This window comes from Erwinia typographi (assembly GCF_000773975.1).
In the GTDB taxonomy this organism is placed as follows: domain Bacteria; phylum Pseudomonadota; class Gammaproteobacteria; order Enterobacterales; family Enterobacteriaceae; genus Erwinia; species Erwinia typographi.
Genome location: NZ_JRUQ01000060.1, coordinates 18829 through 33227, shown reverse-complemented (window position 1 = coordinate 33227; position 14399 = coordinate 18829). Strand labels below are relative to the sequence as shown.

12 protein-coding genes are annotated in these 14399 nt (G+C 56.5%); 5 read left to right on the top strand and 7 right to left on the bottom strand.

Annotated features, from left to right (window positions below):
• Nucleotides 1-563 precede the first annotated feature (563 nt).
• From NG99_RS21095 to NG99_RS30395, 5 genes are all read left to right on the top strand, one after another.
• Nucleotides 564-842 carry a YdgH/BhsA/McbA-like domain containing protein gene (locus tag NG99_RS21095; RefSeq protein WP_034888296.1) on the top strand — a complete coding sequence of 93 codons (279 nt, stop codon included), beginning with the start codon at nucleotides 564-566 and terminating at the stop codon, nucleotides 840-842.
• A gap of 313 nt (nucleotides 843-1155) precedes the next feature.
• On the top strand, nucleotides 1156-2574 hold the full coding sequence (locus tag NG99_RS21090; protein WP_052130823.1) for an alpha/beta hydrolase: 1419 nt from the start codon (nucleotides 1156-1158) through the stop codon (nucleotides 2572-2574).
• 10 nt (nucleotides 2575-2584) lie between these two features.
• Nucleotides 2585-3142, top strand: a complete 558-nt coding sequence (gene pagP, locus NG99_RS21085) for a lipid IV(A) palmitoyltransferase PagP (RefSeq protein WP_084110604.1) — start codon at nucleotides 2585-2587, stop codon at nucleotides 3140-3142.
• Nucleotides 3143-3296: 154 nt separating this feature from the next.
• Complete coding sequence (locus NG99_RS21080; RefSeq protein WP_052130822.1) at nucleotides 3297-4298, top strand: AI-2E family transporter; 1002 nt, start codon at nucleotides 3297-3299, stop codon at nucleotides 4296-4298.
• A gap of 43 nt (nucleotides 4299-4341) precedes the next feature.
• On the top strand, nucleotides 4342-4419 hold the full coding sequence (locus NG99_RS30395) for an IS3 family transposase (RefSeq protein ID WP_408606427.1): 78 nt from the start codon (nucleotides 4342-4344) through the stop codon (nucleotides 4417-4419).
• 185 nt (nucleotides 4420-4604) lie between these two features.
• On the opposite strand, the gene NG99_RS29420 is transcribed toward NG99_RS30395, so the two are convergent.
• The 7 genes from NG99_RS29420 to NG99_RS21045 form a co-directional block, all read right to left on the bottom strand.
• Nucleotides 4605-5402 (bottom strand): hypothetical protein, encoded by a 798-nt coding sequence (locus NG99_RS29420; RefSeq protein ID WP_157032672.1) that lies wholly within the window; start codon nucleotides 5400-5402, stop codon nucleotides 4605-4607.
• A gap of 163 nt (nucleotides 5403-5565) precedes the next feature.
• Nucleotides 5566-6126 (bottom strand): fimbrial protein, encoded by a 561-nt coding sequence (locus NG99_RS21070; protein ID WP_034897340.1) that lies wholly within the window; start codon nucleotides 6124-6126, stop codon nucleotides 5566-5568.
• 80 nt (nucleotides 6127-6206) lie between these two features.
• Nucleotides 6207-8834 carry a fimbria/pilus outer membrane usher protein gene (locus NG99_RS21065; protein WP_052130821.1) on the bottom strand — a complete coding sequence of 876 codons (2628 nt, stop codon included), beginning with the start codon at nucleotides 8832-8834 and terminating at the stop codon, nucleotides 6207-6209.
• Nucleotides 8835-8872: 38 nt separating this feature from the next.
• Nucleotides 8873-9574, bottom strand: a complete 702-nt coding sequence (locus NG99_RS21060) for a fimbria/pilus periplasmic chaperone (RefSeq protein ID WP_034897338.1) — start codon at nucleotides 9572-9574, stop codon at nucleotides 8873-8875.
• 68 nt (nucleotides 9575-9642) lie between these two features.
• A complete protein-coding gene (locus NG99_RS21055; protein WP_034897336.1) occupies nucleotides 9643-10251 on the bottom strand; it encodes a fimbrial protein in 609 nt (202 codons plus the stop codon).
• A 297-nt stretch (nucleotides 10252-10548) separates the two neighbouring features.
• Nucleotides 10549-10833 (bottom strand): hypothetical protein, encoded by a 285-nt coding sequence (locus NG99_RS21050; protein WP_052130820.1) that lies wholly within the window; start codon nucleotides 10831-10833, stop codon nucleotides 10549-10551.
• Nucleotides 10834-11407: 574 nt separating this feature from the next.
• The gene (locus NG99_RS21045; RefSeq protein ID WP_052130819.1) at nucleotides 11408-13915 is read right to left on the bottom strand and encodes an autotransporter outer membrane beta-barrel domain-containing protein; all 2508 of its coding nucleotides are present in this window, start codon (nucleotides 13913-13915) and stop codon (nucleotides 11408-11410) included.
• Nucleotides 13916-14399: the final 484 nt, after the last annotated feature.

Genomic DNA, 14399 nt, shown 5'->3' with positions numbered 1-14399 from the left:
AGAATCGTGTACAGGGTCTCCCGTACAGGTATCCGCGGTTATTTCTGAATATTATAATGATAACAGCACAGAGTTCCCTTCTTTCTAAAAAAATGCCATGCCCGGGGCGCATACCAGCATGGCGGGTTAATCCTTTACATATTTGATTTCTGGTTTTATTTCAGATTCCTGCATGAGCTGATCCCCACTTTCTGTGCGTATACGTTTTGTGAACGTTGACCCTGTATATCCCGGTCTGCCCTGTAGCGTACCGGCTCCCCTCAGGGAAGCGTACCTGAATTTCCGTTATGCCGGTATTATTTTCAAAAACCGATATCGTAATGCTTTTAAACAGGACTGGCACGTGAGCGACTTATATACCACTCCTTCGGCGTTGATGGCCGGCACCTGATTAATCTTTAATCTGAACAGCCTGATGTGTCTGCCACTCTGGCCTCCCGATTCCCGTTGACCTTGCAAAAAAACTGGGGTGTTGCTGTCCGGTTTAGTCGCAGCCCGGTATAACTCAGGGCGCTGACAGAGAGTCAGCGTCCTGTAAACTGAACAGTAAAGGGAAGTAAAAAATGAAGAAAATCACAGCCGCCCTGGCGCTCTCACTGTTGCTGTCCGGCTCAGCGCTGGCGGTGGACGTGGTGTCGGATGCAAATCTTGCGGGTTATACCATAAAAGACCGCATCTCTATTTTTGGCGTGCGTGGCGGTAAGTCTCACGCGGTGAATGCGCTGAAGGCTGAAGCCGGGAAGAAAAACGGCGAGTATATTTATATCACTTCGCTGAGTCAGGCGGGGGATTCGAGTCACTGGCGTGGAACCGCGCTGGTTCTTGAAAGAGACGCGGAGTGAGTCACAGGTTTGCGCAGCACAGAGATGCGGGAAGACCAGGTACCAAAAACGGGTAAGGGAAAGGAAGAGATGGACGCAGGTTATGTCTGTGACGGAACAGTGCAGATGCTGGAGAATGCCGGACTCTGGCGCCGGCCTCTGCCATCAGGGTACCTGTCCTTAAACAATGGTGTGACAACCGTCAGCGGTTGAGCAGGTCCTGCTGAAATGCCCGCAGGATGTTCACTTTCTGAGACACAACAGAACGGTAAAAGGAGGTTCCGGCTTGATTATCCTGTGGTGCAGGAGGATTGCGCTTGCTGCAGCCCTGTTAATGGCCGGTGCGTTATGCGCCCGCATCGTTATGACGCTGCGTGGGCCGGCGCTTCAGCCCTGGCATACTTTTGTCCCGGATGAGATGCGTGCGGAAGATTTAAACCACGCCAGCTGGGAAGCGTATCTTCAGACGGAAGAGCAGATTTTCAGGGATGTCAGGGAGAATGTTACCGACCGACTGGCCCCCGCCCAGCAGAGCACAATGAATCGTTACTACTCAGCCAGCCGGGTGTATCCCGGTAAGTTTCCCACTGACTGGAACCGCACTTACGTCATGATGCCAGCTGGCCCGCCCGAAGGCGCGGTGGTCCTGCTGCACGGCCTGACGGATACGCCCTACAGCCTGCGGCATATTGCGCAGCGCTACCGGGAACGCGGTTATGTGGCGATTGGCATACGTTTACCGGGGCACGGTACGGTTCCCGGTGCGCTTACCAGCGTGACATGGCAGGACTGGATGGCCGCGACGCGTCTGGCTGTCCGTGAAGCCAGACATCTTGCCGGGGAGCAGGTACCACTGCATATCGTAGGATTTTCCAACGGTGGTGCCCTGGCCATGAAATATGCCCTGGATTCGCTGGAAGACCACAGTCTTAAACGACCACAGCGTGTTGTGCTGATATCCCCCATGATTGGTGTCACGCGGTTTGCACGCTTTGCCGGTGTGGCTGGCTGGCCCGCTTATTTTCCTGCGTTTGCACGGGCTGCATGGCTGAATATCACGCCGGAATTTAATCCGTTCAAATATAATTCATTCCCTGTCAACGCCGCCCGCCAGTCTTTCCTGTTGACACAGGCGCTTCAGAAACAGATAGCGACTGCATCCCGGCGGCAGGAACTGGGCGGCCTGCCGCCTGTCCTGACTTTTCAGTCCGTGCTGGATTCAACCGTCAGCACCCGGGCAGTGATAACCGGGCTGTATAACTCACTCCCGGCTAACGGCAGCGAACTCGTGTTGTTTGACCTGAACCAGGCGTCGGCCTACATGCCGTTATTCAGAAATGCTTCCCGGTCAGCACTGCGACTTTTGCTACCTTCAGCGCCCCGGAACTTCTCGACCACGGTGATCAGCAACCGGTCCCCGGACTCAGATGAAACGCAGGCGCAGACTATTGCCGCGGGGGACCGTGCCCCCACGACAGAAAAGCTGGCTACCCCCTGGCCTGCCGATGTGTTTTCGTTGTCGCATGTTGCCCTGCCGTTTCCTGACAATGACCCGCTGTATGGCCGGGAGCCCCATCCGCGTGACATATATGGCATCAGTCTTGGGATACAGGCTTCGCGCGGAGAGCGGGGGGTGCTGGTTGTGGGGATGGACGCGCTGATGCGGATGACCTCCGACCCTTTTTTTCCGTATCTTCTGGAGCGGATTGATAAAGATATCACGTTGCCGTCATCGCGGCGCACTATTAAATAAGGTGTCAGTTATGAGGTGTATTCCGGTCATACTGCTGATCGGCTTTAGTTTTTTCTCGTCCTTTGTCGTGGCTGACGATATCTTCAGCTCCGGGTGGGACCGGCTGACCACGGACCTGTCAGAGACCCTTTCGCAGCCGCAGAGCCATGACCTGTACCTGCCTTTCATCAGCTGGCATGCCAGGTTTGCCTACGATAAAGAAAAAACCGACAATTATAACGAAATGCCCTGGGGCGGTGGTTTCGGCGTCTCCCGCTATAGCGAGTCGGGGAACTGGAGTGCGGTGTATGCGATGGTGTTCAAGGATTCCCATAATAAATGGCAGCCCGTTGCCGGCTACGGCTGGGAAAAAGGGTGGTACCCCGGTCAGTCGCGTGATTTCCGGCTCGGCCTCGGTTTTACGGCCGGCATTACGGCCCGCGATGATTTCGCGAATTACGTGCCGCTGCCTGTCGTACTGCCGCTGTTTTCTGTCGGTTACAGGCGTACCGTCGTCCAGTTTACTTACATACCGGGCACGTACAACAACGGTAACGTATTGTTTGCATGGCTCCGCCTCCGTTTTTAGCGGACACGGAGCGCTTCAGCTTCAGATGGCGGGATAATATGATTTCGCAAAACCGGAAGGGGGAACGCACCTTGCCAATGTTACAGAAACCTGCGTGGCTCAGGGCGTCTCCCGTTCATGGGCCGGACTCCGGCCCCCGGAATACGGAGACAATATGCGCCGCCTGAAGCCGGGTCTGCGGATGCCCCGTATACTGTTCGCCGCTGCCTGTCTGGCCGTTATTCTTCCGGGCCTGCATCAGGCTGCACATATTATCAATCAGGTCCTGTTGGCGGGAATACTTGCTGTAATGCTGGAACCGCTGGTCAGTCAGCTGACTGAGCGTCGCGTCCCCCGTAGCGTAGCCTGTATGCTGGTAATGCTGGCATTGCTTGTGCCTGTTGTGGTCACCGTTCTCAGGCTCACGGCGATGACCCCGGATCTTGCCCTGTTCGGCCGGCAACTGCCTTCGCTGCTTACCGGGCGGCTCTCTTTACTGACACACATGTTGTCTCAGATGGGGATGTCGTTGTCACCGGAAGAACTGTTTTCGTTTATCGACGCGGGAAAGCTGCTTCGCTCCCTGAGCGTTATGCTGAGCCAGATCCCCGGAATGCTTTCATGGTGGGTGGTGGTATTTCTGATGCTACTGTTCATACTTTATGAGTTACCCCGGCTTAAGGCGTTATGGGGGCGGTACCTCGCTGAATACTGCCCGGTAATGTCCGTTCCGCTGGAAGAGGGCATTCAGAGCGTGATGGTCTATGCCAGGGTCAAAACGCTGACCAGCCTTCTGGGGGGCGTGATTATATGGGGTGGTGCACACCTTCTGGGCCTGAAATCGGCTTTTATCTGGGGCGTGCTGATGTTTGTGTGTAATTACGTGCCTGTGTTTGGGCCGTTCATTGCGGCATTCCCTCCGGTAATACAGAGCGCTGTTATGTTTGGCCCGGCAGTCTCTGCGTCGGTTGCTGTTTTTTTTGTTATTCTGAACCTGATACTGAGTACATTTCTGGAGCCGGTGGTGCTCGGACGGCGCCTCAATATGACGCTCACGCTTCAATTGCTGGCTTTTATGTTCTGGCAGTCAGTACTGGGAGTGATCGGTGCTATACTGGCAGTTCCGCTGACGTACCTGATGAAAAAAATTCTGCTGACTAAGATTCTGTTGCCGTAAGGTGCCCGGTTTAATGAGATGAATGTGGATGACCTAACGAGATATTATTGGTTATATTGAATATTATAACCAATTGGGGATAAAGGAAAAAATTGGGTCCCACAGCCCGGTGCAATATTGACTAATTCAGGCTGCATAAGTTGTCCAATCTGGGGCGCAGTTCATTTTTTTCTACCACATCAGTACTGAACATCACAATATTGGCAACAGTGCTGTTCCACGAAAAGTCAGGTTGTGTGGCCAACATTAGTTGACCACGACAAAGACCATCTCATCTTTTACCGACCGACATGTGGCGCTCACTCTTTAAGGGACATTTAATGTCAGATGGGCATACCAGGTATGTTCCCCCGGAGGTTCATTGCAGTTGAACTGGACCGTGAGGTTATTCTCCGTCCGCTGTCCGGGAGTAAGGGTAATGTTGACGCCATCGGACAGATTTTCTCCCCGCTCATTTGTAATCTGAATATCATCGGACGGACTGGTATCCTCAGTTGTCAGTATTTTCGCAGAAAGTGATGGAGAAGCGCTGGGGGTTTCGGATGAATACAAAGTGGCAGGAAAGCTGACGCTTGATGCCTGGCCAGGCCAGCAATCAGGGAGCCGGATTTCACCTGGCAATAATAACATAGGAATTCCATTTTTATTATTTAATTGCATTCCCATTGCACCACTAATTCTCACCGTCTCCAGATCTGTTGCAGCGGCACAGTAAAAACTTATTAAGTCTTTTTTACTGAAATTATCCCCTAAAGTCATTGTTACAGGACCGGATTTCAATTCCCACGAGAAGCCATTCTTAGTTGTGCTGGATATCTGATAAGGCTGTCCGGGGCGAACAATCATTCCATCTATTATGCTTTCAGTTTCTGATGAATTACTGTTAACCTTAACAGAGAGTTCATCCAGCGTTGAGGCACAGACGAGATGAAAATGACTTATATCTGGTGTGTATGCATCGGCTGATTTTGAAAATGTGATTTGATTCTCCTTCATATACATTGATATTGTGTCCCCTGTCACCAATAATGACGTGGGTTCTGTTTTATATTGCCTCCCATTTTCATTTACTGTAATTGTTGCCCGACAGGAAAAAGAATCCATAAATAACAATATCATTAATAAGTAAATGTTTCGGTTCATTATGTGGTGCACTGGTTTTTCCTGCTAACTTAATTCAGATTATATAGAATTTATTTTATCCGGGATGTCTCCCCCTTATGAAGGGAGACGACTGAAGCCGTCAGGCCATCCTGACTGGCGAACGTTACTGATAATCCAGCGTCATGTTGATGACCGTACTGAAATTTCCACCCGTCACCGTGTCTTTTGTCCCGACATACTCGGCGGTATAGGTCAGCGTGTTATCCTCATCGGGCGTCAGCGTACTGGTCTCAGTTACCGGATTGTCCGGGTTAAAAAGCGTGTTCCCGTCCGTCTCATAAAAATGAATGCCCAGCCCCGTGGCCGCGGTTTTCGTTTCATCTTTTCCATTGCCATAGAGGTTTGCAAACGCACTCTTATCATCATCGTCCGCCGTCCCCTGCGCCGTCACCTTCACCGCGCTGACAGCCCCACCACAGTCTTTCAGTACGAGCGACACCGTCCTTTTTGCCGCCGTTTCTCCTTTCTTCCTGATATCCTTATCTGATATTGCCGCCATCGCTACGTTGATGTTTTTTGATTCAAGGGTGCAGGTGTTGGACAGAACCTTCCCTTTGATGGTGATGAAGGCCTCTGCACTTGCCGCCTGAGCCTGGGCGTTAAGCCCTGCCGCCAGCAGCACGGTTAAGGCCATCGCACTGACTGCGCGGCGTTTCATGTTCATTGTTTTTCTTCCCCTGTTCACTGATGTTACCTGACTGTTATGACGTACCGTCCGTACGCCGCTTCATCGTGCCGCCGGTCTCAGCGGCACTGCCCCATAAGCCGGATAACCGGCAGGTGCTCATACCCCGGCGGCAGGCGGTAGCGGGACGTGCAGCTCCGGCCTGCCCCCCAGTCCGCCCGCACGCTGCCTTCCGCCGGCATGCCCGACAGGTAAACCTGCCCGTCATCACCGACCAGCCCCGTACTGTCTTCCGCCGTCACCATCGCCCCGAACGGCACCGGCTGGCCGTTGTGAGTCAGCGTCATCACCAGACGGCTGCCGGTGTGTCCCTTAAACTCCGCCCTGACCACCGCGCCGCGGGTCGGCACCACGCGGCTGACCGCGTTATCAATGTCGGTATGGTCATCCAGCGACGTGGTGTCCAGCGCCACGCGGTTCTCATGGTAAACCGAGGCGTACGGCTCAATGGCGTAACCCCGCCAGTCGGTATGTACCCCCGGCTCATTTTCCACCGTGGCACCCGCCACGCCCGGCGCCGCAATCAGCACGCTGGTTTCACCCAGCGGCTGCCCCAGCGTCAGGCCGTCACGGTGCAGCAGGGCACCGCCGGACACGCCATAGCTGAACTGCCGGTAATCATCGCTGTAGCTGTAGCCCAGATTTCCGTCGCCGTAGCCCCCGCGGTAATCGGTGCTCAGGTTGCCGCTGTAGCCCGCCTTACGCGAATAGCCCTGTGACAGATTCCAGCTGAGGTTGTCTCCCTCCAGCGCCGACCCGGAAAGCCCCGCCTGATGGGTGAGGCCGCCGTCGCTGTCCCGGCCCACGTTGTACGTGGCGTACATCCTGCTGCCCGGCAGCAGGGCGCTGAGCGGTACGGACAGCGACAGGAACACCGAGTCGTCCGTGCCGTTCACGCCGGGCTGACGGGTGTGGCTCCAGTTCAGGCTGTAGCTGACGCTGCCGAGCTGGCTGCTGAAGCCCGCCTGCAGGGAGGTGCTTGCGGGCACGTTATTCCAGTAGGTCTGGTGGACGGCCGAAAGGTGCACGGCACCGGCTTTCCCCAGTTGCTGGGACACGGTGGCCTGAACGCGTTCCCGCCGGCGGTTGTACAGGTTGTAATAACTGGTGTAGGACTGCTTAACGGGGCGGCCGTCAGGCCCCACCGTGTCCGTATCGTAAAGCCAGCCCTTCATCCCCTTCAGGGCAGTCTCATCCAGCGTGTGAAATCCCTGCGTGGAGTAACGGTATCCGGCCAGCTGCAGGGTCGTCCCGGTGTCCGTCAGCGTGCGCGCATAAAGAAAGCGCACGGACTGCCCGTCATGGTGCGTGCCGTCGGTCAGCGTGCTGCTGGCCTGAGTGATATCCGCAGACAGGGCGCCCGCCTGCCCCATATTCACGCCGGCGCCCGCGACGCCGGCCAGATAGTGCTCTGCCGCCTGCACGCCCCCGTAGGTCGTGATGTTGTGCGCGCCACCGTGCACCAGGGTGCCCTGGAAAAAGGCCGGGTTCTCATAGCGGGTGCTGGCAGACTGGTAACGTCCGGCCGTCAGCGCGTAGCGGAAGTTTCCCTCACGCTGCAGGACCGGCAGGGACGAGTAGGGGACGGTGAACACCCGCACCGTGCCGTCGGCTTCCGCCACGCTCACCTCCAGGTCGCCGCTGGAGTAAACGGGATACAGGTCATCTATCGCAAACGCCCCCGGAGAGACGTTGGACTGGTACACCAGATACCCGTTCTGGCGGATGGTGACCCGGGCATTGGTGGTCGCCGTGCCCCTTATCACCGGCGCAAATCCCCGCCGGCTGTCCGGGTACATGCTGTCATCGGTCGCCATCTGTACCCCGCGGAACCCCAGCGAATCAAAAACATCGCCGCTGGTTGTGGTTTCACCGATAACCAGTTCACTGCGCAGCGGGATGACGCTGCGCTCCGCCCAGGTTTTGACATGCTGCCATTTCCGGTAACGGTAATACCGGCTGTCGTAGTCACTCCACGTCCGGTAATCGCGCACCCGCCAGGCCCCCAGGTTCAGGCCGCTGTTCAGGTTCAGGTAGTGGCTGCTGCTGTTGCCATAGCGTCCGTTGCTGTTGTTGCCGCTGAAGCTGTAGTTCAGCAGGGCGGCGCTGATACCTTCATCCCACTGCTCGGGAGGAATGTATCCCCGGGCGCTGTTCTGCATGGACGCCTGCGGCACGCTGATATCCAGCCGCATCTTCTGGAAATCAAACGCGGTGAACGCATCCGGAATATATTTCCCGGGCGACACGCAGGTGCTGTCAGGCAGTGCAGCCATGGCCGGAAAAGCCCGGACGTTGACGCCCAGCCCCTCAAGGTCCTTCCGGGTCAGACAGGCCATCAGGCCCGTGCTGTCGTGAATGTCCGGGCGTTTTTTATCCGTCCCCGCCTGCCCGTGGCTGAGCGCGTCCGCAAAGTGGAGCGTGCGGCTGACCTTCTGAGCGCCGTTGACGTAAATATCAACCTGGTAATCGCCGGGCAGCTGAGCCCCTTTTTTTTCAAAACGGGAGAGGTCGGCTACCATGGTGGGGTCGGATGCCACCATCGCCGGCGCAAAATACAGCTCTGCCTGCCCCGCAAAAGGCACCATCAGCCCGACGCTGAAGAGCAGCCGGCATAACGGTTTCAGCCTGTGGCCTGACCCGGACCTGCCCGGGCCGGTAAATAATGTTTTTTCCCTGTCCGGCATCTGCGCACCTGTAAATAATCTGTATTGCTCTGTTTTTATTATTTTATTTCTGCGTGATGCTGTACTGTTGCCGCACCGAAGTCATTAATTGTCCGGTACAGTACGGGACCCTTCACGCCGGCCTTCAGCGGTAACGACACGCTGCCCTTCGGGGGTACCATGGTGTCAGCCAGCTTGCTGTCACCGGCCTTAATCTGGACGACCGTCAGGTAATACGGCGTGGGATTGACAATCTGCAGCCGGTCCCCCGCCCGGTGAAACACCAGCGCGTCCGGGGCTTTATCCACTTCAGGCGTCAGGCCCGCCGGACGGACAAACAGCTTGATGCGGGTGATGGCGGCCAGCATCAGGACATTCTTGCCCTCGATGCTCTTTTTATCGACGGAAGGGATGGCCTTGGTGTTCAGGTAATACAGCGTCTCCCTGTCGGTTCTGGCGGGGGCGCCGGTATACATTATCCGGAGGGTGTTCTCATTACCCGGTCCGCTGACGTACAGCGGCGGGGTAACGACAAAATCCTGACTTTTCCGGCCGTCAGCCTGTTCCACCCAGGACTGCACCATAAAGCTGACCTGGTCCGAGGTGTTACGGACTGACAGGGTGGACTGCTTCTGACCTGCCGGGTAAACGATGCGGGTACCGGCCAGGCTTATGCCGCCGGCAATGGATGAGCAGGACATCAGGCCGGCAGCCGACATCACCAGGGCACACACGGTATTACGTAAGAAATGAGCGGACATGGCGCTGCGCTTCCTCTGTCTGGAGAATAAAAACAGGCCTGCCGGATAACCGGCAGGCCTGCAGGGAATTACTCGTAGGAAACCTTGAAGGTTGCGGTTGAGTTCGCGTGGCCGGCCACCACGCCGGCTGCCGTGGCAACGTAATTGGCGGTGAACGGAATTTCATAGTCGCCATCCGCGCTCAGTGCCTGGGTTGCGGCAACGGTTGAGCCGTCAATGGCCACGACTTTGTTGTTGCTCTGGATCTGAATACCCACGTTCTGCGCGGTGGTTTCACCGGCGCTGTCCGCCTTAAGCGACAGAGTGGTGTTGTCATCAGCCAGTGTGTCGCCGTCAAAGATGATGGAGGCGCTGGTATAATTCGCCGCCTTTGTCGGGTCTGTGGCATCATGGCTCAGGTCACAGCCAACCAGTTTGATGCTGAAATCTTTGGAGCTGCTGACTGCGCCCTTGGTTGCCAGCGCACTGGTGGTGACCTGGCCCAGCTCAACATTCTGTCCGTCCGCCGGAATATCTACCGCACACGGTGCCGCCACCACTGTGCCGGTGAAATTAATTTTACCGCCATCAACGATGACCGGAGTGGTCTCCGGTGTTGGGTCTGCCGCATAAGATGGCACGGACAGTGCACCGGTCATCAGCGCAGAAACCATTGACGCAATAATTAACTTTTTCATTTTCAATCCTGAAATTAAATGTATTTTAAATAACACAGAAGTTATGCAACCACTGCACTCTGCAAAAAGACCGCCATCAGACGCATGACGGCCATTCAGGGCCATTACGGCACCCTGAAATTCTCTGACAACAACTCTCGTTGATGCTTTATTTATATTTCCGCCATTCCTGAATGCCACGCAGCGGACGGGTAAATAAACAGAGTTTAAAAATCCCCTCACGCGTGGCCGTTAAAATGGCGGACGGGTAAATAACAGTATTAAAAATAAAGCCCCGTATCCGGTACGACCTGAGGCTTAATTTATAACGCTGAGGGCATACTCGAGTTCGCTTTCCAGCGTCCGGAGGTCCCTGAAGTAATCCGTTCCGTTATCGTGATTTCTCAGGCACTCGCCGGTTTTTTCCCGTAGCCAGAGCAGGGCGCTCCGGTCGGGGTAGACATCGCAGAGGCAGTCAAGAAAGCAGAGCATTTCCCCGCACTCGGTAAAGCCGTAATGCCGGACGGACTCCCGGAGTATTTCCCGGCTGAGGCTGCCGCCATAAAAGCGGTAGGTAAATACGGAATCATGTTTTCCTTTCATAAAAATGGCGACCTGACAATAAACACCTGATGAATAACTGATATAAAATGCGGGCATCTCTTAATGCGGCGCAGGTTATCGCACGAACATATCGATCGTCAATAACGATCAACAATCGTAAATTAATAGCCACTGGCTATTATATTTCATGGATTGATCGTCAGAAGCGTTTTTCGTGTGACGAATATTTTCCTGTTTGCCACTGAAATAAAAGGAAATAACGCAGATGAAAGTAAAAAGTGATAGCGGTACATTACAGTCCCGGAGGGGGATTATATTCCCTGTGTCAGGGCGGATTTAATTAACGCCTGTTTAGGTGATGTGTAATTAACATAAAAATCCGCCATATTGCATTATCATTTAATGTGTTTTTTTCACAAATAAACAACACGGAATGGCGGCGCCGTTCCGGTCAGCGGGGCGCGCTTCCGCCTCTGCGGGAGGGGCCGGCACGCCGCCGGGATGAGAAAGGTGGCGGAGGAAAGCAAAAAAGATGACGGCCCGGGCCGTCATCATCAGTCAGTTTCCGGTGTGCCGCATGAGAAGAAGGCGGGCCGCCCCGCCCCCATCCGGCTCAGAAGCGGTAACGCACGCCCAGCGACCCCGCCGTGTCATGGTAGCCTTTGTCACCCACCTGCTGCGCCACCGCCGTCCACACGCTCAGTCCCTGACTCAGCCGGCCTTCCACGCCCGCCTTCACCTCGCCGGCATTCCGGGTTCCCGATACCGTATCGCCGTCGCCGTTCATCCGTACGCCGGTGGTCTGCGTGTTGTAAATCCAGTTTGCCTCCACAAACGGCTGGAACTCACGGACCGTCTCCTTATCCTTCACGCTTTTTCCGTTCAGGAACGCCCTCAGTCCCAGCTTCGTCTGCACGTTATCGTTGCCGCTGCCCTCCACCCGGGTGCCGTTGGACTCCGTGTGCCCGTCCGCCTTCATTCCCGTCCAGATGACCTGCGCATGCGGCTGCAGCCAGACGCTGTTTTCCATCCCCCGTGAACTGGTCAGGGTGGCAACCTTCAGGCCGTAGCCGGCTTCCAGCGAGGCGCTCAGCCCCTTACTTTTGTACTTTTCCGGCGACAGGTCATCGCCTTTCACCTCACTGTCAAACCAGCCGTACTGCAGCCAGCTGTCCACGTACAGGCCGGACTGGTCTGCCGGATTCTGGTACCAGGTCCCGTAGAGCCCGGCGCTGTAGCCGTGTACGTCGCCCTTCGAACGGTTTCCGGTCGCGCTGTTGTGCGTGCTGCTGCTCTGTTCTGCATAGCCCCCCATCACGCCGAGCGTCATTTTTCCGTCCCCCTGCGTTTCCCGGGACAGCAGGTCGCCGCCGATCTGCAGGACGTAGCGGTTGGCGGTGCTGCTGTTCTGCCCGTCCGACAGGCGTGATTTGTTACGCCCGCCTTCGTTGCGCATCCACATGGTGGTGGTGCGGGTTTCGCCGCTCACCGGGTCGGTGTAGCGGGTTTCCCCTTCACGGTCGTGCAGCGACAGGTTAAACAGGGTGCGTGCCGCCTGCAGGTTAGCGATGTAGCTGCCCGCTTCCGGGCGGACCGCGTGGTCGTCAGGGACGTCCGGATTGTCCGGGTCAGGATTGTTCAGCAGGCTGGTCAGATACCAGTCCCCTGCATCCGCGCCTGACGCGCTGCCTTTCTGCAGGGAGTAATCGTACGCGCCGGCCACCACGCGGTTTGCGAGGGTGAAGGTGCCGTCTGAGCTGCCGCCGACGTCAATCACCTTAATCCCTTCCAGCGTCTGCGCCCCGGCGCCGTTCTCGTTGGCAATGCTGAGCGAACTGCTGCCGGCGGTGCTGCCGGTGATGACCAGACGGTCGGTGAGGGAGTCGTCCCCGCCCAGCACCGTGCCCAGCGACACGCTGCTGCCTTCCAGCCCGGTATAGTTACCGTCAATGGTCAGGGTGTTCCCGGCGCTGTGGCTGGTCGGGTTCAGCACGATGCTGCCGCTGTTGCTGACGCCCCCGGTGAGGGTGGCGGTGGCAGCGGATTCATCGCTCAGGGTGAGGGTCCCTGTGTTACTGACGTTCCCGGCGAGCGAGCTGCCGCTGGTCATCACCACCGTGCCCGCGTTATCCAGCGTGCTGACGGTGGAGGCGCCGTTCAGGGTCAGCAGGGAAGTGCTGTCCAGAGTGGCGTCTGCCACGTTGACCAGGGTGCCGGTCAGGCTGCTCCGGTCCGAGAGGGTGAGATGCGTGGTGCCGCCTTCCGCGGTGCTGATATTGCCGGTGAGGGCGGCATTGCTGACGGTGAGGTCTGCGGTGCCGCCGTCGTTAACGCTGAGGATGTCGCCGTCGCTGCCGGTGAGCGTCGCACCGTTCTGTACGTGAATGGTGGCGGTGTAGCCGTCAACTACGGACAGCGCGCTGCCGTTCTGACCGGTGACGGAGGAATTATCGATGACAAGCTCTCCAGCCGCGGAGGGGTTGGCAAAAAAATCCGTCCCCATCGCGATTCCCGCCCCGGCTTCGCCGGTAATGACGCTGCCGTTGAGTATTGCTGTGGTTCCTCCGGTTGATATCACTCCGGGCCCGTCAGTACCGGTGGCCTGCACCCGGCTCAGCGTCAAGTTGCCCCTTTCATTAAGGGCGCCCGCCGTCTGTCCCCGCAACGTGGAGTCGGTAACAGTAACCGTGGATCTGGACGGGTCACTCCCGCTTTCCGATATCTGCAGCAGGCCGTTCAGGGTCACTCTGTTCAGCGTGACGGTATTTATCCCGGCGGCGTCATGGTGGTTAAGGTCACCGGTGCCGACAGCGACAGCATTGTTTATGGTAATCCCCAGGTCCCCGCCACTGGCAGTCAGTGTCGCTTCCTGTCCGCTCTCCGCCTTCGCATTCAGGCCCGCCTTATTTGTGGTATCCGTGTATCCGGCGACGCTACCATCGTTAAGAACGAGGGTACCATCGTAAATCCAGTAAGCATTTGCCTCGTCACCCTGACTGACGGTAACGGTTTCGCCGTTATCAATTTCAATATCCTCTCCCGCCATACTTAACGGCGGATGCATCAGCGTGAGGGCGCCTGCAGCAAACAGATAAACCCGGATTTTCATTCTGTTTCTCATTCGGTACTCCTGGCAGTAGTGGAAGGGTGACAACTGAGATGTTCCTGAATACCGGGCCGTGACCGGCGCCTGGCCCTGCCGGGGTGACCCGCGGGAGAGTTATTATCGATACGTCTGTCAGCGCGTTACCCTGTTCACGCGCGTTAATCTGAACCGGCCGCATGACAGCGCCCGGATGACTGTCATCCCTCTGTTAACCGCGCCGCCGGCTTCCTTCACCTCATGGCAGGTAATGTTCAGAATGACACCAGAGTATCTTTATATAAATAAACACAACATTACAAAAAATCAACACATCCTTTACAGTTGTCCTCCTTTCTTTTCTGGGGAAGAAACGGGTTTAAGCGGGCCGCTGACATCAGGATGAACAGGACCGGACCACGGGCACGACCGGGCAGTAAGCAGGGTGGAACCGGCGGCAGGGGGAAAATGGCGTGCCTCCCCCGGGTCAGGCGGCCAGCTTTGCAGGAGGATGGAGATGATG